The following is a 22,261-nucleotide window of genomic DNA, read 5'->3' as shown; positions in this document are numbered from 1 at the left end:
TGATAATCATTAATTCTATCTGTAAGTTTTCACTTCATCAGATGAAATGATTGGAGATTCACAAATGAACAAAAGTTCCGGGAAAAGCTTTATTTATTCTCGATTGTAAAAACTTTCAGCATCACATCGGTTTGATTATATTTGCTTAATTCTCATTATTTATGAAATTAAATATAAAAAACGAAACTGGTAGACTGAGGTCGGTAGTTTTAGGGCAACCCAACTCTATGGGCGGCGTTCCGACTTTGGAAGAAAGCTATGATGCCAAATCATATTACACGATAGAACACAATATGTATCCGAAGGAAGCAGACATCATCAGCGAAATGAATGCTTTTGAAGCGGTTCTGAAAAAATATGACGTTCAGGTTTTCCGTCCCGATATTATTAAAGATTATAATCAGGTTTTTGCAAGAGATGTGGCTTTTGTGATCGATGATAAAATGATTATTTCTAATGTGATCGCAGACCGAGCAGATGAACAGGAAGCTTACAAAAAAGTTTTTGAAGAAGTAGCCTGGAGAAAAATTATCAATCTTCCGGAAACAGCTCATATTGAAGGCGGAGATGTTATTGTTTGGAATGACTTTCTTTTCATAGGAACGTGTTTCAGCGAAGATTACAGAAGTTATAAAACAGCAAGAACGAACGAATATGCGATTGAAATTCTTAAAGAATATTTTCCTAAAAAGAGAATTATCGATCTTGAATTAAAGAAAAATGATAAAGAACCTTATAAAGGTATTTTGCATTTAGACTGCACATTCAATCCAATTGGCGAAGATAAATGTATTATTTATAAGAACGGTTTCGTAGATGAAAGTGATTACAATTTGATCATTGATATCTTCGGTGAAGAAAATTGCTTCCATGTAAACGATGAAGAAATGTTTGAAATGTTTCCGAATATTTTTTCAATTTCACCGGACGTTGTGGTTTCAGACCAAACATTTACAAGAATGAACAACCACCTTAGAAACGAATGGGGAATGACTGTCGAAGAAATTCCTTATAGAGAGATCTCTAAAATGGGAGGCTTGTTGAGATGTTCTACGATGCCTTTGGTGAGAGATTAATATTACTTCTAAATTATAAAATCACAGAGACCTAATAATATGATTGAGCAAAATTTGACAAGAATTTGTATTGGTAACAGTTTCAAACAAGGTTATATAACAGCAATTATTTCATCAAAAGAAATCATAATTGACAATAATCTTACAGTAAGTTTTGATGATTTGCAACCTATAGAGTTTACACCGGAAATTCTAAAGGAGTATGGTTACTCAGATGATAATACAATTCATAATAATGCAAAGATTTTCATTCTGAAAGAACAAATTCAAATCAAAACAAACATTTATGAGTCTGGAATTTATATTTCAGATAGCAAGAATAATATTGTTAGTAATAGAATTAAATATGTACATGAGTTTCAAAATATTGAATCATTTTTGATTGAAACTTTATCTCCATTTGACTAATTTTATTAAATCGTTACATCAACAACTATTGGAAACTATGCAGACAACAGATACAGTATTAATGATAGAGCCGATTGCATTCGGTTACAATGCAGAAACGGCAGAGAATAATTATTTTCAAGTAGAGCAGAAAGGGGCGGATATTCAGTCAAAAGCTTTGGCGGAATTCAAGATTTTTGTTGAAAAACTGAGAAGTAAAGGTATTAACGTGATTACCGTTAAAGACACGATCGATCCACATACTCCGGATTCTATTTTCCCAAACAATTGGGTAAGTTTCCACAAAGATGGAAAAGTGGTTTTGTATCCGATGTTTGCTTCAAACAGAAGAGTAGAGCGAAGAGAAGATATTATCGAGAGTATCAAAAATCAAGGTTTTGAAGTATCAGAAATTGATGACTGGTCTTTGCCTGAAATGCAAGGACACTTTTTGGAAGGAACGGGAAGTATGATCTTTGATCATGATAATAAAATTGCTTATGGCTCGGTTTCTTTGAGACTTGATGAAAATTTATTCAGAGAATTCTGTACCAAATATAGATTTACCCCGGTTGTTTTCCACTCGTTTCAAACGGTTGGTGACGAGAGGCTTCCAATTTATCATACCAATGTAATGATGTGTGTTGCCGATCAATTTGTAGTGATTTGCTTAGATTGTATTGATAGTGAACTGGAAAGAAGTAAAGTAATAGAAACCATTAAAAATTCAGGAAAAGAAATCATAGAAATTTCTGAAGAGCAAATGCAGCAATTTGCAGGAAATATGCTTCAGGTTCAGAATAAAGAGGGTCAGAAATATTTAGTAATGAGCCAGACTGCTTATCAATCTTTACATTCTGAGCAAATTGCAAACATCGAAAAATACTGCGAAATCATCTATTCAGATCTTAATACGATTGAAGTAAACGGAGGCGGAAGTGCACGTTGCATGTTGGCAGAAGTTTTCTTACCTAAAAAATAAAGTATTTTAAATTAAATAAATTACAACTTCTGGCTTTCTAAAGGTCAGAAGTTTTTTATGCTTAGATACGAAGCAAACCGTTAAAAAAAACTTTAAATTTGTAGAAATATAAAGTTTGATTATGAGTAAGAGATTATATTTCAGCATGGTAATACTTCTGTGCTTCTTTTCGAATGCGCAGCAAAAAACGTATTGCAATCCTATTAATATCGACTATGGCTATACGCCTTTTGAAGTTTTTTCAAAACAAGGAAAGCATCGTGCAACCGCAGATCCTGTGATTGTAAATTTTCAGAAGAAGCTTTTTCTTTTTTCGACCAATCAGGAAGGATATTGGTACAGCGACAATATGCTCGATTGGAAATTTGTGAAAAGAAAATTCCTGAGAGACAATAAATATACGCACGATCTGAACGCTCCTGCAGTTTGGGCAATGAAAGACACTTTATACGTTTACGGCTCTACCTGGGAACAGGATTTCCCAATCTGGAAATCTACCAATCCTACAAAAGACGAGTGGAAAATTGCAGTAGATACCTTGAAAGTCGGAGCTTGGGATCCTGCTTTTCATTATGATGAAGATAAAAATAAGCTCTATTTATATTGGGGATCAAGCAACGAATGGCCTCTTTTAGGAACTGAAGTGAAAGTTAAAAATCTACAGTCTGAAGGTTTTGTAAAGCCTATTTTAAGATTGAAACCCGAAGATCACGGTTGGGAAAGATTTGGAGAATATAATGACAATGTTTTCCTGCAGCCTTTTGTTGAAGGAGCTTGGGTAACCAAATATAAAGACAAATATTATATGCAGTATGGCGCTCCGGCAACAGAGTTCAGCGGATATTCTGACGGAGTTTATGTCTCTAAAAATCCTTTGGAAGGGTATGAATACCAACAGCACAATCCGTTTTCTTATAAGCCGGGAGGTTTTGCAAGAGGAGCGGGGCATGGTGCTACTTTCGAAGATAATTATAAAAACTGGTGGCATGTTTCCACGATTTTTATTTCTACAAAAAATAATTTTGAGAGACGTTTAGGAATCTGGCCTGCAGGTTTTGATAAGGATGATGTCATGTACACCAATACCGCTTATGGTGATTATCCGACTTTGCTTCCGCAGTTTGCGCAGGGAAAAGATTTTTCGAAAGGACTTTTCACCGGCTGGATGTTGTTAAATTATAACAAGCCCGTTCAGGTTTCGTCAACTTTAGGAGGTTATCATTCGAATAATGCGGTAGATGAAGATATTAAAACCTATTGGAGTGCCAAAACAGGTAATGCAGGAGAATGGTTTCAGACAGATTTAGGTGAAGTTTCTACCATTAATGCGATTCAGATAAACTATGCAGACCAGGATGTCGAGTTTATGGGAAAAACGGAAGGCAAAATGCACCAATATAAAATTCTTGGTTCTAATGATGGTAAAAAATGGAAAGTAATTGTTGATAAAAGTAAAAACACAAAAGACGTTCCTCATGATTATGTTGAACTAGAAAAACCAGCTGAAGCAAGATTTTTAAAGATGGAAAATCTTAAAATGCCAACTGGTAAATTTGCATTAAGCGGTTTCAGAGTTTTTGGAAAAGGAGCGGGTGCAAAACCAGCGAAAGTTCAGAACTTTGTTCCGTTAAGAGCCGACCCGAAAAAATATGGTGAAAGAAGAAGCATCTGGATGAAATGGCAACAGAACTCAGAAGCAGATGGTTATGTTATTTATTGGGGAAAATCTCCTGATAAATTATACGGGAGCATTATGGTGTACGGTAAAAATGAATATTTCTTCACCGGAGCCGACAGAGTAGATTCTTATTATTTCCAGATAGAAGCCTTTAATGCTAATGGAGTTTCTGAAAGAACGGAAGTGGTAAAGTCTGAATAAGGTTAAATTAAAAAGATTACTGTATAAATTCCTTTCGAGGACTTTACAAAAAGTTGGCGTGCATTTATCTAAAAGCACGCCAGCTTTTTTAAAATGCAGGCTTGCTTTTTTAAAACGGACGCCAGCTTTTTATTTTTTGTCAGTATGCATTAGGAATTCACTGATAGAATGAATGACAAAAGGTGCATTTTTCTCATTCGCCCAATCGAGATGCCCACCGGGAAATTCGAAAGATTGATTAAAAATACCGTTTTTATTTAAAGCAGAATCTAAAATCTTTTTTTGTGATAACGGAATTACAGTGTCATTATTTCCGTAAAAAGAAATTGTTGGTGAAGCGTTTTTAGTTATCCAATAAACCGGACTTGCATAATCTTCTATAGAAATTCCCTTAGAAAGTATAGCTGGATCAACCAAATGATTTTCCACAAATGAATAATCATAATAATTTTTAAAATTTGGATCTGATAAATCTGCTGGTCCTACAATATTCACCACGGCTTTTACTCTTTTATTAGCTTCAAACTTGTATGAATAAAGCATTGATAAATGACCACCTGCACTGTTTCCCAGAAGAATAATATTGGGTTTATATTTTAATGTTTTCTCTAAAAATAAAATTACTTTATCAATATCATCGGTCTGGTTTGGGATTCCGAAACGATTTTCTGAAGCCAATCTGTAATTAATGTTTGCAAAAACACTTTTGGGGAATTTCTTCATCATCGACAATGTGAAATAAGTAAGCTGAGATTTGTTTCCTCCCTTCCAACCTCCGCCATGAATGATGATGAATAAGTCTTTATTTTGTTGAGTGTTTTTGGGGATATATAAATCTAATTTTTGTTCAGAATCATTTCCATAAGAGATATCCATCTGTTTATCGAAAGTAATGTCTTTACTGATATTGATTGTTTTTTCTTTGCAGTTTAACAGTAAAATGAAAAATAAAAGTGCTAAAAATTTATTTATACTTAAATATAAACGAAACCCACCAATTTCTTGGCAGGTTTCTGTACAAAATAAAATATATGAAGATTGAATATTAACGTGTTCTGCTTTTAATAGCGTCTGATGCGCCTTCGATGTCTCTTACTTTTTTCACTTTCTGGTTTCCGAAATTATAAGTGATGCTGAATGTTCCACCTCTTCTGAATTGGTCGTTTCTTACGTAATTATAATTTCCGTTGTCTTGGTAATCTTCAATTTCTACGATGTTGGTTCTAAGCACGTCGGTAAGATTTAATGCAAAAGTCCAGTCGTTCCAGTTTTTCTTTAAACTTACATCAAGGCTTGAAAGATTCTTAAGCATTCCCAGTTCGATTTGCTGTTTGTCTACGAAGAAATAATTTACGCCCAAAAACCAGGTTTTCTTTTTATCTAAACGAATAGTGTTATTGGTTTGAATCAAAATACTTGTAGATCTTATATTATTACTATATACAATTTGGTTTCCCTTTTTATCAAGAAAAATATCACCATTCGTAGGGTCTACAGACAAAGAACCATTGTTAACGTTGTGCTGTACTCCAATATTGAAATTCATCGTTAGATATTGATTGAAAAATGTTTTGTTCATTCCCAACATTGCAGACATTTCCTGTTTGTCACCAAAATTTGTTCTGATGTAGCGAAGCACGTTTTGCTCAGTGATTTTACCATCCATAGATTTAGCATACCCTTGCAGTGGAACCTGAGTGATTTGATCTTTAAAATAAGAATGATTTAAAATCAGGAAATAAGAACTTTTGTACATGTACGTCAGTTCCTGATTATACGTTGACGAAGCTTTTACAAAAGGGTTGTTTTGAGTGTAATTGTTTTCGGTAAGAATATTTCTTACAGGATTCAGCTCCCAGAAACTTGGTCTTCTCATTCTGCTTGAAAACGCATAAGAGATATTATTTTTATCGTTAATAGCATAATTGATGCTTAAATAGGGAAGTAAATTATTATAATCTCTTTCAATCTTTCTGTATTCCGGAGCTGCATTGTCTGAAGTTCCTATACTGTTGGTGATTTCGTAACGGGTACCGATTTTTCCGGAAAATTTATCAGAGAATTTCTTTTCCAAAGTTAAATAAGCCCCATAGATATTTTCATCATAAATGAAATGATTGGGTGTAAATTCGGTTGGTTCACCCGCTTTAAATGTATTGTTTTTTGTATCGTTATCAGTTTTTGTTTTATTAAAATTTCCCCCAACAGCTATTGTAAAATCATTTTTAAATTTCTGAATATAATCTACAGTACTAGAAAAGTTATTGATGATTTGTGGCAGATTTTGAGTAATGGTCTGGGTTGGGATTACTCCGGTGTCATTTCCTAAAGGATCTGCTGAAAATGTTTTGTTGTCAGTAAACTGAAATCTTTTGTAATTAAGATAAGCAGCATTTACATTTAATTTGCTTCCGAGTGAATCTGTTTTTAACTCATAATTTAAGTTGACCGAATTATTGTAAGAACGAGCATCTTCCTTATTTCTAGAATTGGTGTAATTGGTATCAAGAGCATTAGTCTTTTCATTAAAAGAACGAATGGTATTGAATAAATTTACTGTAGAATTATAACTTTTATTAGCACTTGAGTTCCACGATAAAGCTAAGTTACTTTTATCTGTCAATTGATAATCAAAATTCAGATAACCGCCAAGGTATTGGTTAGGGTCATCAATGTTCCCTGTAGATTCATTAGATGATAGATTATTTCCGTTTCGCAAAACATAATGCTGCGCCTGAATGTTTTCTCCGCCATACAAATTGGCACTAACTCCCAACTTATCTTTTCTGTAATTGGCAGAAAAACTTGCAGAACTTCCATTATATTTATTTTGAGTATTAGACATTCTCATGTTTCCGTTCAGGCCGTCACTCATTTTCTTTTTAAGAATTATATTGATGATTCCGTCTGAAGATTCTACCTGAAATTCACTTCCTGGTACTGTAATTACTTCAATTTTCTGAATGTTTTCTGCGGGAGTATTTTTTAGAAACTGAGTAACAGATTCTGCATCCATATTGGTTTTTCTACCGTTGATGTAGATTAGAGCATTGTTTTTTCCTACGATTTTTAATGTTTTATCATCTGTTGTAGAAAGTAGAGGCGTTTGTCTTAATAGATCGAAGGTAGTATTTCCCTTTGTTACCGGTGAAGCAGCTACGTCATAAACGAAACGGTCGCTTTGTTTTTTGAAAACCTGTTTTTTCAAAACCACTTCTTCAATTTTCTGGGTTTTTACTGAATCTGATTTTTTTTCCTGAGCAAAAGCAAATCCGCTTAAGAAAAGTGCTGCGATGAATATTTGAGTTTTCATAATTATATTTTTTAGTTTAGAAGCTTGTATATGTTATTATTTTACATTGCAAAGATATATAATAAATTTAGTATCATGCAATACAAAGTAGTGTAAATGTTTTTATACTTTTGTTAAGTGGTTGACTGTTAGTGACTAAAATTTATTAATGGAATTTTATAGAATTTTGAGTTTCTACATAATAAGACAACTGTAACAGAAGATATGTTACAGTTGAAGTGATATTTTTTTAAAAAATAATTATTCTCTATCGAAACGTGCCAGCTTTTTATCAATCCAAATAGTGGCGAACGGAAAAAAAGCGGCTATTAAAGCGAAAACAGAATCTTCATCATCCCACGCATATATTTTTCTTGTAGAAGGAATAAACAGCAGATAAAGTGTAAAAAACAATCCGTGGATGCTGCCGATTGTGCTGATGTAAACAATCGGTAAGATACCTTCAGGATCAACTCGGATCCAGATCATGGCTGTGAATAGAAAAAACCATGAAATTGCTTCAGCTAAACAAATTTGCTTAAACCATTTGATGACCTTTTCCTGAGGATATTTTGAGAAAAAATTTTCGATGAATTCCATGATACTTAAAAAATAATTTTGCCTAACTCCTAACTTCTAACTTCTAACTTCTAACTTCTAACTTCTACTTATAAAAACTACTCCCATCCAAATATTCAAAAACTTCCGGTGGAAGCATCGGTCTAATGTTTTTGCCCTGCTTAATCATATTGCGGATTTCAGTCGCAGATAACTCAATAACAGGTGCTTTCACAAGCGAAATATTTTCGTGGTTTATATATTTAGAATCTTTTTTTTCACCTTCAAAAACTCTGGGGTAAACAATAATATGATGATTCTTTATCAATAAATCGACATTTTTCCATTTGTGTAAACTTCCAAGATTATCTTCACCCATTATTAAACTAAAAGAATAGTCTGGATGTTTTTCTTTCAGATATGTCAAAGTGTCAATGGTATAACTAGGCGTAGGAAGTGAAAACTCAACATTCGAAGCCCGCATATCCGGATAATTTTTGATGGCAAGTTCTACCATATCGAGCCTGTTGTGATCATTCAGAAGCGATTTTTTTTCTTTGAAAGGATTTTGCGGACTTACTACAAACCACAATTCATTCATATCCGAATTTTCAAGAATATAATTCGCCAATATCAAATGCCCGATATGAATTGGGTTAAATGATCCGAAAAATAAACCTATTTTTTTCAAAACTTATATATTAGGTTAAGGTTAATACTAAGGTTGTTGCCTGTTAAGATAAGAAGCTATTTTATTAATTTCATGAATTACTTCATCGATTATATTTTTAATTTCTAAGTAATCTGTTTCCTTAAAATATTTAACCCTAACTCCATAAATCAAATGACTTTTGGCTTCAAATGCCGACCCTCTTGAAATATCATAAAATCGACTTTTGTCTTTACTGGTACGCCTTCCAAAACCTTCAGCTATATTAGCTGAAATACTTTCTGCAGATCTTCTTAACTGAGAGGTAAGAGCATAATCTTCTTTCCGAGGTAAGGTTTCACTAATGTTAAAACATTTTTCAGCAATGTCCATTGCCTTTCGCCAAACTGGCATTTCAGTAAAATCATTTATCATTTGTGTGGTTTTTAGCGTTACAATATACCTAAACCTTAGACTTAGCCTCAATTCTCCAAAAACTTCACATCTTTAATATTCAGGCAATGTGTTACATTTCCTTTCCAGTGATTTTCTTCTAATGTAAAAGCGATATCGAAATTTTTAGTTCTGAAATCGTCAGCAAATTGACCCAGTTTAAAACCTATACATTCTATATTTCTTCCGGTAGATTCTTGTTTGATGTAAAACTTCAGGTGATTGTTATCTTTACCCATCGTTTTTAAATAACCGGAAATTTTTTGATTCCTTAAAACCAAATTAGGCTTCATATTTTGAGGTCCGAAAGGAGCCAGTTTTCTGTGGAAATTAATGAAATCTCTATTGATCTCATCGATGTGTACGTCAGAATCTATCGTGATTGAAGGTTCTTTTTGATGATCTTTTATCTTTTCTCCTACGATTCTTTCAAATTTAATCTTGAAATCCTCAAACTTCGATTTTTCCATAGAAAGTCCTGCAGCAGCATGGTGACCTCCAAACTTCAGGAAGTATTCTGAGCATAAATCTAACGCTTCATGTACATCAAAATCTGAAACCGATCGGGCAGAAGCTACCATTTCGCCATTGTTTCCGTCTGTAAAAACCAATGTAGGTTTGTAGTACGTTTCGGTAAGCCTTGACGCCACAATTCCTATAACGCCTTTGTTCCATTCGGGATGGTAAACAATGGTTGAGAATTTGGTTTCCTGTTGAGATTCTATAATTTGATTCAGCGCTGAAAGAGTAGAATTCATGTCGAGTTCACGTCTTTCATCATTAAGATTCATAATATCGCTTACAATTTGGTGAGCGTGTTTTAGGTTGTCAGAAACCATCAGTTCAACAGCAGCTTTTCCTTGTGAAATTCTTCCCGCAGCGTTGATTTTTGGTGCAATTTCAAAAACAATATTTGAAATTTCAAAATGAGAAAGTTTATCTTCAGGAATCAAAAGTCTGAGTCCCATATTTCGGGTTTTTCTGAGCATTTTAAGACCCATTTTCGCTAAAACCCTGTTTTCTCCGGTCATCGAAACAATATCTGCAGCAATAGAAATTGCCAAAAGATCTGTCAGTTCAAATAATTCAGATTCCGGTATTTTGTAAATAGTGTTTAGTCCTTGGCATAATTTAAAACCTACACCACAGCCGGAAAGTTCCTTAAAAGGATACCTGCAGTCGTTTCTTTTTGGATCTAAAACAGCAACTGCGTCAGGAATTTCATCTCCTGGCAAGTGATGGTCACAGATAATAAAATCGATGTCTTTGCTTTTGGCATAATTGATCATGTCGGAAGCTTTGATTCCGCAATCTAATGCGATAATCAGCGAAAAACCATTGTCCTTTGCAAAGTCAATTCCTTCGGTAGAGATTCCGTAGCCTTCAGAATTACGATCCGGGATATAATAGTCTAAATATTTTTTTTGAACAATTTTACTCAGATAAAGATACATCAGAGCAACCGCAGTCGTTCCGTCTACATCATAATCTCCGTAAACCATGATTTTTTCACCGTTTTCGATAGCTGTTGCAATACGCTCTACGGCTTTTTGCATATCTGCCATCAAAAAAGGACTGTGAATATCGGTTACATTAGGTTTAAAAAATTCTCTTGCCTTTTGATAATTGTCAATTCCTCTGAGAACTAATAGTTTAGATTCAAAAGTTCCAAAACCAAGCGACGAACTCAATCCATCAACAATTTCTTCATCAGGTTCAGGTTTATAAATCCATTTTTGACTCATTTCACAAAAATAGGTAAAATTTATTTTAAAATCTATTGAAAAGTCCATCCAAATTCAAATTCTTCCTGATTGTATATTTTAAATTATTGTGAATGTTTATGGTGGTTTTTGATTAAATCATTAATAAATTTTAATTTTTTTTACAATTTATTAAAACCAAACTGTTGTGACTCTCGTACATGATTTTAAATATAAACCCATTTAAAAATTATATTATGAAAAAAACAATTCAAGTTTCTAACCAGGGAGCAACTCTGGATACCGGCAGAAGAAACTTTCTAAAACTGAGCGGCATTGGTATTGCCGTTGCCGGCCTCACATTGATAGGCTGCGATGACGATAATTTTGACTACACACAAAATAACGGAATATTTGATTTGGGAACTGGTGATGTTGGTGTTTTAAACTATGCATACGCTCTTGAGCAGCTCGAGGCAGATTTTTACACTAAAGTCGTTAATAATTTCTACACCGGCATCTCAAGTGCCGAAAAAGAAATTCTTACAGATCTTTATCACCATGAAGTTATACACCGCGACTTTTTCAAGGCAGCCATTTCCGGTGCAACGAATAATGTTTTACCTACTTTAGAATTTCAATATCCAAGTGTAAATTTTAATGACAGAAACTCAGTATTAGCTACAGCAAAAGCTCTGGAAGATACTGGTGTTGCAGCGTATAACGCAGCGGGCAAATATATTTCCAATCCTGCATATCTGGTACTTGCCGGAAAAATTGTTTCCGTAGAAGCCAGACATGCCGCAGCAATTAGAGATTTAATTAGTCCTGGTACGGCAGCGTTTTCAGGAGATGATGTAATCAATGCCAACGGACTCGATGTGGCTAAAGAGCCTAAAGAGATTATAATGGCAGCAGGTGGATTTATAAAAACTCCGTTCACTTGGAAAGAGCAAGGTATAAACTAATCAAATTAAATCTTTTATTATGAATATTCTTAAATTACTAGATAAACTTTCAGACGACTCTTTTTTTACAAGACAAACGTCTAGATCAGGTTCGCTTTCAGATATTTCAGCATTTGGAAAAAAGGCGGCAGTTGCGGCTCTTCCATTAGGCTTGGCAGGTTTAATGACCACAACAGCGAAAGCGGAAACGCTTACAGATACAGTTCCCGGAACTGCAATGAAAAGTGCACTAACCGATGCGCTGCAGCTAGCACTTACTCTGGAATATTTAGAAGATGAATATTACAGATTGGGTCTTAATGCAGGAACTTTGATTCCTACAGCAGACCGTACTGTTTTTATGCAGATTTCTAAACATGAAGCAGCACATGTTGCTTTTCTAAAAAGTACACTGACTTCATTAGGAACAGCGCCAGCAGCAAAACCAACTTTCGATTTTACAGCTGGAGGAAATTTCACACCATTTACCAACTATCAGCAGTTCTTGATCTTAGCGCAGGCTTTTGAAGATACCGGGGTAAGAGCTTATAAAGGACAGGCTGGAAATGTGATGTCTAATAAAACAGTTCTTCAGGCAGCTTTACAGATTCACTCTGTGGAAGCGAGGCATGCCTCTCAGGTAAGAAGAATGCGTGCGAATAAAGGCTGGATCGAATTGGCAAATGGCGGTAATATGCCTGCTGCAACCAATGCAGTATATGCAGGTGAGGATGTGACATTACAGGCCGGATTTAATACAGCTACTGCCTTTGGAGCAGCCGCAGGATCTGCAGCTTACGATGAGGTTCTTAGCGGAACGGATGCCGCAGCAATTGCAGGTCTTTTTATTGTTTAAAATAATTTCTTTTTTTAATATTAAAAATCCTTTTTCGGTATTGCCGGAAAAGGATTTTATTTTGAGGAAAAGTATTATCTTCACAGCACAAATTATTAAACATGAAAAAAATCTTAGTTTCTGCACTTTTGCTAAGTGCTGCTGTGGGCGTACAAGCTCAGAAAATTAATCTTGGAAAGGCTGCAGGCGTTGTTTCTAAAGGAGCTTCAGCTTTGTCTTTCTCTAATGCAGATGCTGTAAAATTATCTAAAGAATCGGTCGATTATATGGATAAGAATAATCCGGTTGCTGGCCCTAAAGATCCTTACACGGTAAGACTGAATAAACTTTTTGGAAAACACAAATCTCAGGACGGTTTAAACCTGAATTATAAGGTTTATAAAGTAAAAGATATCAATGCATTTGCCTGTGCAGACGGAAGTGTTCGTGTTTTTTCTTCGTTAATGGATATTATGACTGATGATGAATTATTGGCTGTAATTGGCCATGAAATTGGTCACGTTAAAAATGAAGATACAAAAGATGCGATCAAGTCTGCTTATCTTAAAGCTGCTGCTTTAGACGCTGCTTCATCGGCTTCTTCTACAGTAGCCACTTTAAATGAAAGCCAGGTCGGGAAAATGGCAAATGAATTTTTGGATGCTTCTCACAGTAAAAAACAAGAATCTCAGGCAGATACTTATTCTTACGATTTTATGAAAGCAAATAACTATAATGTTGTTGGAGCTTACACTGCATTTAAAAAGTTGGCGTTATTGTCTGAAGGTGGAACAGCTCAGTCTGGGTTCCAGAAAATGTTTAATTCACATCCGGACAGCAATAAAAGAGCAGAAGCTGTGAAAAAACGTGCTGAAAAAGACGGTTTATGGAAAGATCCGGGAACAGTGACTTTGCCCAAAACAAAACTGACTAAATAATCTTAACTAAATATTTAAAATAGAACTCCCCAAAGTTAACTTTGAGGAGTTTTTTATGAATTTTAATGTTGTTCTAAAATTAAGAATACATTTTTTCTCTTAATTCTTTTATCTTTTTATCAGCAAGATATTCGTCGTAAGTCATTTCTCTGTCGATGATTCCGTTTGGAGTCAATTCGATGATTCTGTTACAGACAGTTGAAAGCATTTCGTGGTCATGAGAAGCCAACAAAAGATTTCCTTTGAAGTTAGACAATGAGTTGTTCAAAGTCGTGATACTTTCAAGGTCTAAGTGGTTCGTAGGCTCGTCTAATAAAAGAACGTTTGCTTTCTGAAGCATCATTCTACTGAACATACATCTCATTTTTTCACCTCCTGAAAGTACTTTACAAGATTTCAAGGCTTCATCACCTGAGAAAAGCATTCTTCCTAAGAATCCTCTCATGAATTCTTCGTGACGCTCTTCATCATTTTTGGTGAATTGTCTTAACCAGTCCACTAAGTTGATGTCTTCTTTAAAGAATTCTGTGTTATCTAAAGGCATGTGAGATTGATTAGTTGTAACTCCCCAAGCAACAGCTCCTTTGTCCGGTTGAACGTTTCCTGCTAAAATTTCGAAAAATTCTGTAATTGCCAAAGAGTTTTTAGACAAAACAGCAACTTTATCTCCTTTTTTAAGGTTAAGATCAATATTAGAGAACAATAATTCTCCATCTTTTGTTTTTTCAAGACCTTTTACATCTAAAATCTGATCACCTACTTCTCTCTCCATTTCAAAAATGATTGCAGGATATCTTCTTGAAGATGGCTTAATATCATCGATGTTTAATTTATCGATCATTTTCTTTCTTGCAGTAGCCTGTTTAGCTTTTGCAACATTTGAACTAAATCTCGCGATAAAATCCTGAAGTTCTTTCTTCTTTTCTTCCGCTTTTTTGTTCGCCTGAGCTCTTTGTCTTGTAGCCAATTGAGAAGCTTGGTACCAGAAAGAGTAGTTACCTGTGTAAAGGTTTAATTTAGCGTAATCTAAATCTCCGATGTGCGTACAAACCGTATCTAAGAAGTGACGGTCGTGAGAAACTACGATTACCGTATTCTCATAATCAGCAAGGAAATCTTCCAACCAAGAAATTGTATCAATATCAAGGTCATTCGTAGGTTCATCCAGAATCAATACATCAGGATTTCCGAAAAGCGCCTGAGCCAAAAGAACTTTTACTTTGTCCTTATTTTCCAGCTCACTCATCATTTGCCAATGCATGTCATCTTTGATACCGACATTTGAAAGCATGGTTTGTGCGTCAGATTCTGAGTTCCAGCCGCCCATTTCATCGTAAACAACGCCTAGTTCACCCGCTTTAATTCCGTCTTCGTCAGAGAAGTCTTCCTTTGCATAAAGGGCATCCATCTCTTCTTTTATTTCAAATAATTTTTTGTTACCTCTTAAAACCGCTTCCAGTACAGTAAATTGATCGTACGCAAAGTGATCCTGCTCAAGAACAGACATTCTTTTTCCAGGTTCCAAAGATACGTGTCCTGTTGTTGGGTCTTGTTTTCCAGTTAATATTTTAAGGAATGTAGACTTTCCTGCACCATTAGCTCCGATGATTCCGTAGCAGTTTCCCTTCGTAAACATAATGTTTACCTCGTCAAAAAGAACTCTTTTCCCGAATTGTAAAGATAAATTAGATACTGTTAACATATAGTTTTGTAAATTTGGCGCAAAATTACGAAAAGAATTTGGGTAAATTATAATAATGTAATACTCAAGTTTTTATATGAAAGCAAATTTTGTATATTTCATAACAAAATTTAAGAATATGAAGATTGAAAAAACAGTCAGGATACTCAATAAAAGAGCAAGATTTGAATATGAGATTCTAGAAGAAATAGAGGCAGGAATGGTATTAACAGGTACCGAAATTAAATCTCTACGCTCTTCTAAAGCCTCTATTACAGAGTCTTTTTGCCAGTTCATTGATGGTGAATTGTATATCATCAATATGATGATCGACGAATATAAATTGGGTACTTTTTATAATCATAAGACAAAAAGGGAACGAAAGTTGCTCTTGCACAAAAGAGAATTGTTAAAATTTGAAAAAAAACTTAAGGATGCAGGGAATACAATAATCCCGTTAAAACTTTATATAAATGATGGAGGAAAGGCTAAAATTCTAATCGCACTGGGAAGAGGTAAAAAACTCTTTGATAAACGAGAGGCGATAAAAGATAGAGAAAATAAAAGAAACCTGGACAGAATATTAAAGAAAAGTTAAAAATCATCCTGAAAACTTTGTTTATAAAGAAAAATTATATTTATTTTGCAATATCAATTATTTAATCATTTAATTCTATGAAAAATCTAAAATTAGGAATTTCAGCATTGGCGCTTACAGTTGCCTCTACTGTTTTCGCTCAGACTACCAACAATCCGTGGATGATCGGGGTTGGTGCTCATGCGGAAAACCATACAGCACAGCGTAATAACTTCAGTAATACGTTTTCTGCTACTAATTTGACGAAGAATATGTTCAATATGAACAATTTTTCTATTACACCACCACTTTCTAAATTAACAGTTGCTAGAAACATTGGCAAAGGTTTAGTTATTGACTGGCAAACTTCTGTTGGAAATGTTGAGAACAAAAGACTTAACATGGGTAAAGAGTTTATGTTAATGACTGGTCTTGGTTTTCAAGCTAAAGCTGCTGGTTTAATTTGGGACGAAGAGTCTTGGTTTGATCCTTACTTGAGAGTAGGTGCAAACTATTTAAGACATGATTACACAGCTCTTTCTTTCCCAAGACAAACTTTCATCAACGGAAATCCTGCAGAAATGACTTCTAACGGAGACGGAGGTGCTGAAATGGGTAAAGCAAACCACTTTACTGTGTCTACAGGTGCAGGTGTTAACTTCTGGTTAACAAAGAACTTCGGTTTAGGTGTACAAGGTGATTATGTTTCTACTCCAGGTGATAAAGCTACCTATGCTAATTTCTGGCAAGCTTCTGCTTCTTTGAACTTTAGATTCGGGAACAGAGACAGAGATAAGGATGGTATCTTAGATAAAGACGATTTATGTCCAGATACACCAGGTTTACCAGAATTCCAAGGATGTCCTGATACCGACGGTGATGGAGTTCCAGATAAAGACGATCAGTGTCCAGATGTTGCTGGTCCGGTTGAAAACAATGGTTGCCCTTGGCCAGATACAGATGGTGATGGTATTATCGACAAAGATGATGCTTGTCCTACTGTTGCAGGTCCTGCAGAAAACAACGGTTGTCCTTGGCCAGATACAGACGGTGATGGTATCTTAGATAAAGATGATGCATGTCCTACAGTTCCTGGTGTTCCAGAATTCAACGGATGTCCTCCTCCACCAGCTAAGCCAGTTGCTGAAAAAGTAACAGAAGAGTTTAGAGATCTATTATTTGACTTTAACAAAGCTACTATCAGAGCTCAATCTAATGGTAAATTAGATCAAGCGGCTAGAATTATTAAAGAAGCACCAGCTGAAAACTTTGTGATCGTTGGTATGACTGATAAAAAAGGTAGCGATACTTATAACTTGAACTTATCTAGACAAAGAGCTGCTGCTGTAGTTGCTGCTTTAGAGGCTAGAGGTGTTAACCCATCAGTATTGAAATCAATCGGTATCGGTGAGCAAGAAGCTACTGTTGATGAAACTGCTTCTGATGCTGAAAGACAAGCTGATAGAAGAGTTGTTGTAAGAGGAATCTCTGGTGCAGAGTGGGATACTTACAAAAAATCTGACTTACCAGCTACTCCTAAGAAGAAAGCTCCGGCTAAGAAAAGAAGAAAATAATTTAATTTTCTAAATAATAAATACCTCCAGATTTCTGGGGGTATTTTTTTTGTTGTTGATTTTAAGTAATTTTGTCAAAATTTAAATTATAACATGGGAAGAGCATTTGAATATAGAAAAGCCTCAAAAATGGCTCGTTGGGACAAAATGGCCAAGACTTTCTCTAAGATAGGTAAAGACATTGCTTTAGCAGTAAAAGCCGGAGGTACAGATCCTGAAGCTAACCCTGCATTGAGAAGATGTATCCAAAATGCAAAGGGTGCCAATATGCCGAAAGATAATGTTGAAAGAGCCATTAAAAAAGCAGGTGGAGCCGATGCAGAAAACTATGAAGAGATCACTTATGAAGGTTACGGACAAGGTGGCGTTGCATTTTTTGTAGAATGTACTACAAATAATCCTACAAGAACTGTTGCCAATGTAAGAGCTATTTTCAATAAGTTTGACGGTAACCTTGGAAAAAATGGTGAATTAGCTTTTATCTTCGACAGAAAGGGGATTTTCACTATTGATTTAGCTAAAGTTACAATGGATTGGGATGATTTTGAAATGGAAATGATCGACGGTGGAGCGGAAGATGTAGAAAAAGATGAAGAAGAAGTAATGATTACAACTGCTTTTGAAGATTTTGGTTCATTATCTCACAAATTGGATGAGCTAAAAATAGAAGCTAAAAGTGCAGAATTACAAAGAATTCCGAATAATATAAAAGAAGTTACTTTAGATCAGTTTAAAGCAAATATGAAAATGCTTGATCGTTTCGAAGAAGATGATGACGTACAAAACGTTTATCATAACATGGAGATTACTGACGAACTTTTAGAGTCTTTATAAAAATAAAATTGCTGTTTGTAGCAAAGTTTTATTTCTTGCCACGAAAACACGAATCCAAGATTTGTGTTTTCGTGGCATTTTTTAATGTAGTTTTACAGTAAAAATAATATAGCATTCATATACAATTCATTTTCAATTAGTTTCTTTGCATAAGAATCAATTGTGCAATCGCCATCTTTGGTAAATTAAAATACTGACACGTATGGCGATCACTTTTGATCATTAGTAAGATAAATTCTGCAATTTGAAAAGAAACGTTGAACTTGTTATCATTTCGGATGTACATTTGGGAACTTACGGATGTAAGGCCAAAGAACTTCTACGGTATCTAAATTCTATTCAACCGAAAACGCTAGTTTTAAATGGTGATATCATTGATATCTGGCAGTTTAAAAAGTCTTACTTCCCTAAGCCTCATCTTAAAGTGATCAAAAAGATCATTTCATTTGCTACGAAAAACACAGATGTCTATTATATTACAGGAAATCATGATGAAATGTTCAGAAAGTTTACAGATTTTGAATTGGGTAAGCTCAAAGTCTGCAACAAACTTTGTCTTGAAGTCAATGATAAAAAAACATGGATCTTTCATGGAGATGTTTTTGATGCATCGGTACAACATTCAAAATGGATTGCCAAACTTGGCGGCAAAGGCTATGATCTTTTAATCGTCATCAACAATGTTGTCAATTGGTTTTTAGAAAAAATGGGTAGAGAAAAATACTCGTTTTCGAAAAAAATTAAAAACAATGTAAAAAAAGCGGTAAAATATATTGGTGATTTTGAATTGACTGCTTCTGAATTGGCCATTGACAATGGTTACGATTATGTAGTTTGCGGGCACATTCATCAGCCGCAAATGCGTGAAGTTGTCACTAAAAAAGGATCTTGTACTTATTTTAATTCCGGCGACTGGATTGAAAATCTATCTGCTCTCGAATTTAATCAGAACGAATGGAAAATCTTTCATTACGAAGATCATAAACATTTGCTGAAAGACGATGAATCGGAAGAGATTCAGGACATCAATAATTCAGATCTTTTGAAAATTGTAACTCAATTTACGTAGAATGGAGATTTTGTATGCATTTCAGGGAACAGGAAACGGTCATGTTGCACGCGCACAGGAAATTATTCCTATTCTTAAAAAGTATGCTTCTGTTGATACTTTAATCAGTGGTCATCAATCTCAGTTAAAAGCCGATTTTCCCATTAACTTTCAACATAAAGGTGTTTCGCTGCTTTACAACAAAACAGGAGGGATTTCCTATAAAAAAATCCTTTTTGAAAATAACTTTCTCGAAGCTTTTAAAACCATTAAACAAATCGATTTAAGTAAATACGATTTAATCATCAATGATTACGAGCCATTAACAGGTTGGGCGTGTAAAACTAAAAATTTAAATATGATTGAGCTGAGTCATCAGGCTTCTATGAGTTTTAAAGAAACCCCAAAACCAGTGAAAAAAGACTTTTTCGGAGAGTTGATTTTAAAATATTACGTTCCGAGTGAGAAAAAAATAGGTTTTCATTTTGAAAATTATCATTCACAAATCAAAAAACCGGTCATCAGAAGAAAAATCAGAAATCTGAATCCTGATAAAAAAGGATTTTATGTGGTGTATCTTCCGAGTTTTTCTGATGAAAATATCATTAAAGTTTTAAGTGAAATTTCTGTAGAATGGAAAGTTTTTTCCAAACACAGCAAACTTCAGAGAAAGGAGAGAAATGTTGAGATTTTCCCAATTGATGAAATTCAATATTTAAAATATTTCGAAAACTGCGACGGAATTTTATGCAACGCAGGATTTGAAACTCCGGCAGAAGCACTTTTTATGGATAAAAAATTGTTTGTAATTCCCATTCATAATCAATACGAACAGGAATGCAATGCCTGCGCTTTAGACAAAATGGGAATTCCGAATTCTAAAATTTTAGATGTAGAAGAAATTAAAAGATGGGTTGCTTCGGATCTTCATTTTCAGGTCAATTACCCTGATGATATTGAAGATATTCTGCTCAATGAAGTTTTAGTTCTGTAAAAAAATATCTTCCACATCATTCATTCTTCTCATTACGGCTCTTGCGTACGAACAATGCGGATAGACTTTCCACTTGTTTTCTCTTGAAAATTTAATAGCTTCTTCAACAAGAAATTTTCCCATTCCACGACCTTCAAATTCGGGATGAACCAATACGAAAGAAATAATCAATTTATTGTCTTCAGGGAAAATAGTGTACGTTAATCTTCCTACTTCTTTAAGTTCGTTGCTAAGTGTAATCACTCCGCCATTTCCGGATTTATTGTTTTCTAATTTCATAGTTTAAATTTAATTAAAATAAAACTGCAAAAATTACACCGCAGAAATTTGAATGCAAACTGTGAATGGTAAATTCGTTTTGCTTGTCACTTTTATATCCCTCAAAAAAAAACTGATTTTTTTTTAAAAACATAATCTTTTAAAAGAAAATATTAAATATTCCGTTTAATTCTTAAATTTGGCTAATGCGAAAATATCTTTATCTTATCATTTTATCACTTTCTCTTGTGAGTTGTTACACTTATCAGGTTAAAAAAACTGTAGATACGGCAACCGACAATAAGCAGGAATCTAAAAACAATATAGCTCTTGCAAATACGACTTCAGTACAAGGAGAAAGTATAAATGCTAAATCTCAAAGTCAAAACCTGAATGCACAACAAACACTTACGCCAGTTAATATTCAGGAGAAACTTGTACCCAATAAAAATGTTAAAATTGATGTTGATGGTAGAACTTATAAAGTAATCGTTGACCGTTGGGAAAATGACAGTCTGGTTGCTCATCCGGTTCGTGACCGTGAAAAAGTTCTGAAATTTCATAAGAATCAGATTAATTCCGAAAAAATTGCTGAAAAACGCTTTTCTCAACCCATTGCAGATATTATCACCGTTGTAGCTTATGCGGGTATTGGTTTCGGAATTTGGTCTCTTTTGCAGTAGTTTTTAATTTACAAATATTCTTTCTTACTATTAAGCAGTTAAGAAATCTGCTGCAAATGAATTTTAGAAATCAATAAATTGATTTTTGATTAAGCATATTTAAAAATTCACTATTCACTTGCGAAGTAAAATTCACCATTGATTAATTGTCTTTCCCAGTATAATAATTGTAATCTTTAATAATAATTGCGATAAACTGTCTTTCGGTCATTTTTGTGGGATCGACTTCTAGCTTGAGAATACTTTTTATTTTGTCTGAAAGCTTCGTAATCACCTGTCTGTCGTCAATTCTAAGGGCTTTTAAGTAATTATCTTTTATAATTCTCATATCGTTATCGCTTAATCCGATCACTTGTGAAAAAGTGGGGATATAATCGTGGTTGATATTTTCAAGAATAGTATGGGAAATATTGATATTGTTTTTGAGTGAAATTACCGCTGTTCCGGAAGCAATATCTCCTAAACGCTGGTTGTTTTTAGAAACGATCATAGAAATCAAACCTACAATTCCTGCAAAGGTTGTATCGATCAGTCTGAAAACCCATCTGATCAAATAATCTCCGAAACTTGCCTGGTAACCATCGATTTTTACCACTCGTATTTTCATTACTTTTTTTCCGGGAGTCTGCCCTTCCATCAAGCTTTCCAAAACAAGCGGATAAATAGCAACAGGTAATGTAAGAACAATATAGATTGCGTTTTGAGACCAGGAATCTAAACCATCTAAAATATATCCTAAATTGAAAACACTAAAAAATAAATAGAACGTAGCCACAAGATAAGCCACCTTAATGAGAAGATCGATAATGTAAGCTACCATTCGTTCTCCGATACTTGCCGTGATAAAATTAATATTTACATTTTGGGAGGTATTAATCGCAATTTGAGACATAATTTTTATTATTTTAGCCTT

At 34.4% G+C, this 22,261-nt stretch carries 22 protein-coding genes; 13 read left to right on the top strand and 9 right to left on the bottom strand.

What is annotated here, in order from left to right; genetic code table 11:
- The first annotated feature begins 161 nt into the window (after positions 1-161).
- The 4 genes from OH814_RS08595 (at position 162) to OH814_RS08580 (ending at position 4,324) form a co-directional block, all read left to right on the top strand.
- Positions 162-1,076 (top strand): arginine deiminase family protein, encoded by a 915-nt coding sequence (locus OH814_RS08595; protein ID WP_308827894.1) that lies wholly within the window; start codon positions 162-164, stop codon positions 1,074-1,076.
- 39 nt (positions 1,077-1,115) lie between these two features.
- Positions 1,116-1,484: a hypothetical protein gene (locus OH814_RS08590; protein WP_308827893.1), complete on the top strand. Its 369-nt coding sequence runs from the start codon at positions 1,116-1,118 to the stop codon at positions 1,482-1,484.
- Between the two features lie 37 nt (positions 1,485-1,521).
- Positions 1,522-2,445: a citrulline utilization hydrolase CtlX gene (gene ctlX / locus OH814_RS08585; protein ID WP_308827892.1), complete on the top strand. Its 924-nt coding sequence runs from the start codon at positions 1,522-1,524 to the stop codon at positions 2,443-2,445.
- A 121-nt stretch (positions 2,446-2,566) separates the two neighbouring features.
- Entirely contained in the window at positions 2,567-4,324 is a 1,758-nt protein-coding gene (locus OH814_RS08580) for a discoidin domain-containing protein (protein WP_308827891.1), read from the top strand.
- Between the two features lie 129 nt (positions 4,325-4,453).
- Here OH814_RS08580 and OH814_RS08575 read toward each other — a convergent pair whose 3' ends face one another.
- The 6 genes from OH814_RS08575 to recJ form a co-directional block, all read right to left on the bottom strand.
- On the bottom strand, positions 4,454-5,260 hold the full coding sequence (locus tag OH814_RS08575; protein WP_374990565.1) for an alpha/beta hydrolase fold domain-containing protein: 807 nt from the start codon (positions 5,258-5,260) through the stop codon (positions 4,454-4,456).
- A gap of 109 nt (positions 5,261-5,369) precedes the next feature.
- Positions 5,370-7,637, bottom strand: a complete 2,268-nt coding sequence (locus OH814_RS08570) for a TonB-dependent receptor domain-containing protein (protein WP_308827890.1) — start codon at positions 7,635-7,637, stop codon at positions 5,370-5,372.
- 240 nt (positions 7,638-7,877) lie between these two features.
- The gene (locus tag OH814_RS08565) at positions 7,878-8,216 is read right to left on the bottom strand and encodes a DUF3817 domain-containing protein (protein ID WP_076557497.1); all 339 of its coding nucleotides are present in this window, start codon (positions 8,214-8,216) and stop codon (positions 7,878-7,880) included.
- Positions 8,217-8,280: 64 nt separating this feature from the next.
- A complete protein-coding gene (nadD, locus tag OH814_RS08560) occupies positions 8,281-8,865 on the bottom strand; it encodes a nicotinate (nicotinamide) nucleotide adenylyltransferase (RefSeq protein WP_308827889.1) in 585 nt (194 codons plus the stop codon).
- A 27-nt stretch (positions 8,866-8,892) separates the two neighbouring features.
- A complete protein-coding gene (locus OH814_RS08555; protein WP_076557501.1) occupies positions 8,893-9,258 on the bottom strand; it encodes a four helix bundle protein in 366 nt (121 codons plus the stop codon).
- A gap of 47 nt (positions 9,259-9,305) precedes the next feature.
- A complete protein-coding gene (recJ, locus tag OH814_RS08550) occupies positions 9,306-11,021 on the bottom strand; it encodes a single-stranded-DNA-specific exonuclease RecJ (protein WP_201132543.1) in 1,716 nt (571 codons plus the stop codon).
- Between the two features lie 215 nt (positions 11,022-11,236).
- On the opposite strand from recJ, the gene OH814_RS08545 reads away from it, so the two are divergent.
- The 3 genes from OH814_RS08545 to OH814_RS08535 all read left to right on the top strand — a co-directional run bounded on the left by OH814_RS08545 (position 11,237) and on the right by OH814_RS08535 (position 13,699).
- Complete coding sequence (locus OH814_RS08545; protein WP_123887512.1) at positions 11,237-11,947, top strand: ferritin-like domain-containing protein; 711 nt, start codon at positions 11,237-11,239, stop codon at positions 11,945-11,947.
- Between the two features lie 19 nt (positions 11,948-11,966).
- On the top strand, positions 11,967-12,782 hold the full coding sequence (locus tag OH814_RS08540; RefSeq protein ID WP_123886204.1) for a ferritin-like domain-containing protein: 816 nt from the start codon (positions 11,967-11,969) through the stop codon (positions 12,780-12,782).
- Positions 12,783-12,883: 101 nt separating this feature from the next.
- A complete protein-coding gene (locus OH814_RS08535) occupies positions 12,884-13,699 on the top strand; it encodes a M48 family metalloprotease (protein ID WP_076557506.1) in 816 nt (271 codons plus the stop codon).
- A gap of 79 nt (positions 13,700-13,778) precedes the next feature.
- Here OH814_RS08535 and OH814_RS08530 read toward each other — a convergent pair whose 3' ends face one another.
- Positions 13,779-15,401: an ABC-F family ATP-binding cassette domain-containing protein gene (locus tag OH814_RS08530; protein ID WP_076557508.1), complete on the bottom strand. Its 1,623-nt coding sequence runs from the start codon at positions 15,399-15,401 to the stop codon at positions 13,779-13,781.
- A 118-nt stretch (positions 15,402-15,519) separates the two neighbouring features.
- Between OH814_RS08530 and smpB the strand changes: the two genes are divergently transcribed.
- From smpB to OH814_RS08505, 5 genes are all read left to right on the top strand, one after another.
- Positions 15,520-15,978 carry an SsrA-binding protein SmpB gene (smpB, locus tag OH814_RS08525; RefSeq protein ID WP_076558031.1) on the top strand — a complete coding sequence of 153 codons (459 nt, stop codon included), beginning with the start codon at positions 15,520-15,522 and terminating at the stop codon, positions 15,976-15,978.
- A 77-nt stretch (positions 15,979-16,055) separates the two neighbouring features.
- Positions 16,056-17,531 (top strand): OmpA family protein, encoded by a 1,476-nt coding sequence (locus OH814_RS08520; RefSeq protein ID WP_308827888.1) that lies wholly within the window; start codon positions 16,056-16,058, stop codon positions 17,529-17,531.
- Between the two features lie 93 nt (positions 17,532-17,624).
- Positions 17,625-18,365 carry a YebC/PmpR family DNA-binding transcriptional regulator gene (locus tag OH814_RS08515; protein ID WP_076557513.1) on the top strand — a complete coding sequence of 247 codons (741 nt, stop codon included), beginning with the start codon at positions 17,625-17,627 and terminating at the stop codon, positions 18,363-18,365.
- Between the two features lie 244 nt (positions 18,366-18,609).
- Positions 18,610-19,434, top strand: a complete 825-nt coding sequence (locus OH814_RS08510) for a UDP-2,3-diacylglucosamine diphosphatase (protein WP_076557515.1) — start codon at positions 18,610-18,612, stop codon at positions 19,432-19,434.
- A gap of 1 nt (position 19,435) precedes the next feature.
- Positions 19,436-20,407 (top strand): glycosyltransferase family protein, encoded by a 972-nt coding sequence (locus tag OH814_RS08505; protein WP_308827887.1) that lies wholly within the window; start codon positions 19,436-19,438, stop codon positions 20,405-20,407.
- On the opposite strand, the gene OH814_RS08500 is transcribed toward OH814_RS08505, so the two are convergent.
- Positions 20,396-20,686 (bottom strand): GNAT family N-acetyltransferase, encoded by a 291-nt coding sequence (locus tag OH814_RS08500; RefSeq protein WP_308827886.1) that lies wholly within the window; start codon positions 20,684-20,686, stop codon positions 20,396-20,398. The two genes, OH814_RS08505 and OH814_RS08500, sit on opposite strands and share 12 nt — an antisense overlap.
- A gap of 185 nt (positions 20,687-20,871) precedes the next feature.
- On the opposite strand from OH814_RS08500, the gene OH814_RS08495 reads away from it, so the two are divergent.
- Positions 20,872-21,348, top strand: coding sequence for a hypothetical protein (locus OH814_RS08495; RefSeq protein WP_308827885.1), 477 nt, complete (start codon positions 20,872-20,874; stop codon positions 21,346-21,348).
- A 142-nt stretch (positions 21,349-21,490) separates the two neighbouring features.
- Here OH814_RS08495 and OH814_RS08490 read toward each other — a convergent pair whose 3' ends face one another.
- Complete coding sequence (locus OH814_RS08490) at positions 21,491-22,240, bottom strand: RDD family protein (protein ID WP_201132534.1); 750 nt, start codon at positions 22,238-22,240, stop codon at positions 21,491-21,493.
- Between the last annotated feature and the right edge of the window lie 21 nt (positions 22,241-22,261).

This window comes from Chryseobacterium sp. CFS15, from assembly GCF_031118795.1.
Taxonomy (GTDB): domain Bacteria; phylum Bacteroidota; class Bacteroidia; order Flavobacteriales; family Weeksellaceae; genus Chryseobacterium; species Chryseobacterium indoltheticum.
This window is presented reverse-complemented; position numbering and strand designations above follow the sequence as displayed.

What these genes read in the sequence shown, in the direction of transcription:
- OH814_RS08595 (WP_308827894.1), top strand. Translation starts at nt 162, where the DNA reads ATGAAATTAAATATAAAAAACGAAACTGGTAGACTGAGGTCGGTAGTT.
- OH814_RS08590 (WP_308827893.1), top strand. Translation starts at nt 1,116, where the DNA reads ATGATTGAGCAAAATTTGACAAGAATTTGTATTGGTAACAGTTTCAAA.
- ctlX (WP_308827892.1), top strand. Translation starts at nt 1,522, where the DNA reads ATGCAGACAACAGATACAGTATTAATGATAGAGCCGATTGCATTCGGT.
- OH814_RS08580 (WP_308827891.1), top strand. Translation starts at nt 2,567, where the DNA reads ATGAGTAAGAGATTATATTTCAGCATGGTAATACTTCTGTGCTTCTTT.
- OH814_RS08570 (WP_308827890.1), bottom strand. Translation starts at nt 7,637, where the DNA reads ATGAAAACTCAAATATTCATCGCAGCACTTTTCTTAAGCGGATTTGCT.
- OH814_RS08565 (WP_076557497.1), bottom strand. Translation starts at nt 8,216, where the DNA reads ATGGAATTCATCGAAAATTTTTTCTCAAAATATCCTCAGGAAAAGGTC.
- OH814_RS08555 (WP_076557501.1), bottom strand. Translation starts at nt 9,258, where the DNA reads ATGATAAATGATTTTACTGAAATGCCAGTTTGGCGAAAGGCAATGGAC.
- recJ (WP_201132543.1), bottom strand. Translation starts at nt 11,021, where the DNA reads ATGAGTCAAAAATGGATTTATAAACCTGAACCTGATGAAGAAATTGTT.
- OH814_RS08545 (WP_123887512.1), top strand. Translation starts at nt 11,237, where the DNA reads ATGAAAAAAACAATTCAAGTTTCTAACCAGGGAGCAACTCTGGATACC.
- OH814_RS08540 (WP_123886204.1), top strand. Translation starts at nt 11,967, where the DNA reads ATGAATATTCTTAAATTACTAGATAAACTTTCAGACGACTCTTTTTTT.
- OH814_RS08535 (WP_076557506.1), top strand. Translation starts at nt 12,884, where the DNA reads ATGAAAAAAATCTTAGTTTCTGCACTTTTGCTAAGTGCTGCTGTGGGC.
- OH814_RS08530 (WP_076557508.1), bottom strand. Translation starts at nt 15,401, where the DNA reads ATGTTAACAGTATCTAATTTATCTTTACAATTCGGGAAAAGAGTTCTT.
- smpB (WP_076558031.1), top strand. Translation starts at nt 15,520, where the DNA reads ATGAAGATTGAAAAAACAGTCAGGATACTCAATAAAAGAGCAAGATTT.
- OH814_RS08520 (WP_308827888.1), top strand. Translation starts at nt 16,056, where the DNA reads ATGAAAAATCTAAAATTAGGAATTTCAGCATTGGCGCTTACAGTTGCC.
- OH814_RS08515 (WP_076557513.1), top strand. Translation starts at nt 17,625, where the DNA reads ATGGGAAGAGCATTTGAATATAGAAAAGCCTCAAAAATGGCTCGTTGG.
- OH814_RS08505 (WP_308827887.1), top strand. Translation starts at nt 19,436, where the DNA reads ATGGAGATTTTGTATGCATTTCAGGGAACAGGAAACGGTCATGTTGCA.
- OH814_RS08500 (WP_308827886.1), bottom strand. Translation starts at nt 20,686, where the DNA reads ATGAAATTAGAAAACAATAAATCCGGAAATGGCGGAGTGATTACACTT.
- OH814_RS08495 (WP_308827885.1), top strand. Translation starts at nt 20,872, where the DNA reads ATGCGAAAATATCTTTATCTTATCATTTTATCACTTTCTCTTGTGAGT.
- OH814_RS08490 (WP_201132534.1), bottom strand. Translation starts at nt 22,240, where the DNA reads ATGTCTCAAATTGCGATTAATACCTCCCAAAATGTAAATATTAATTTT.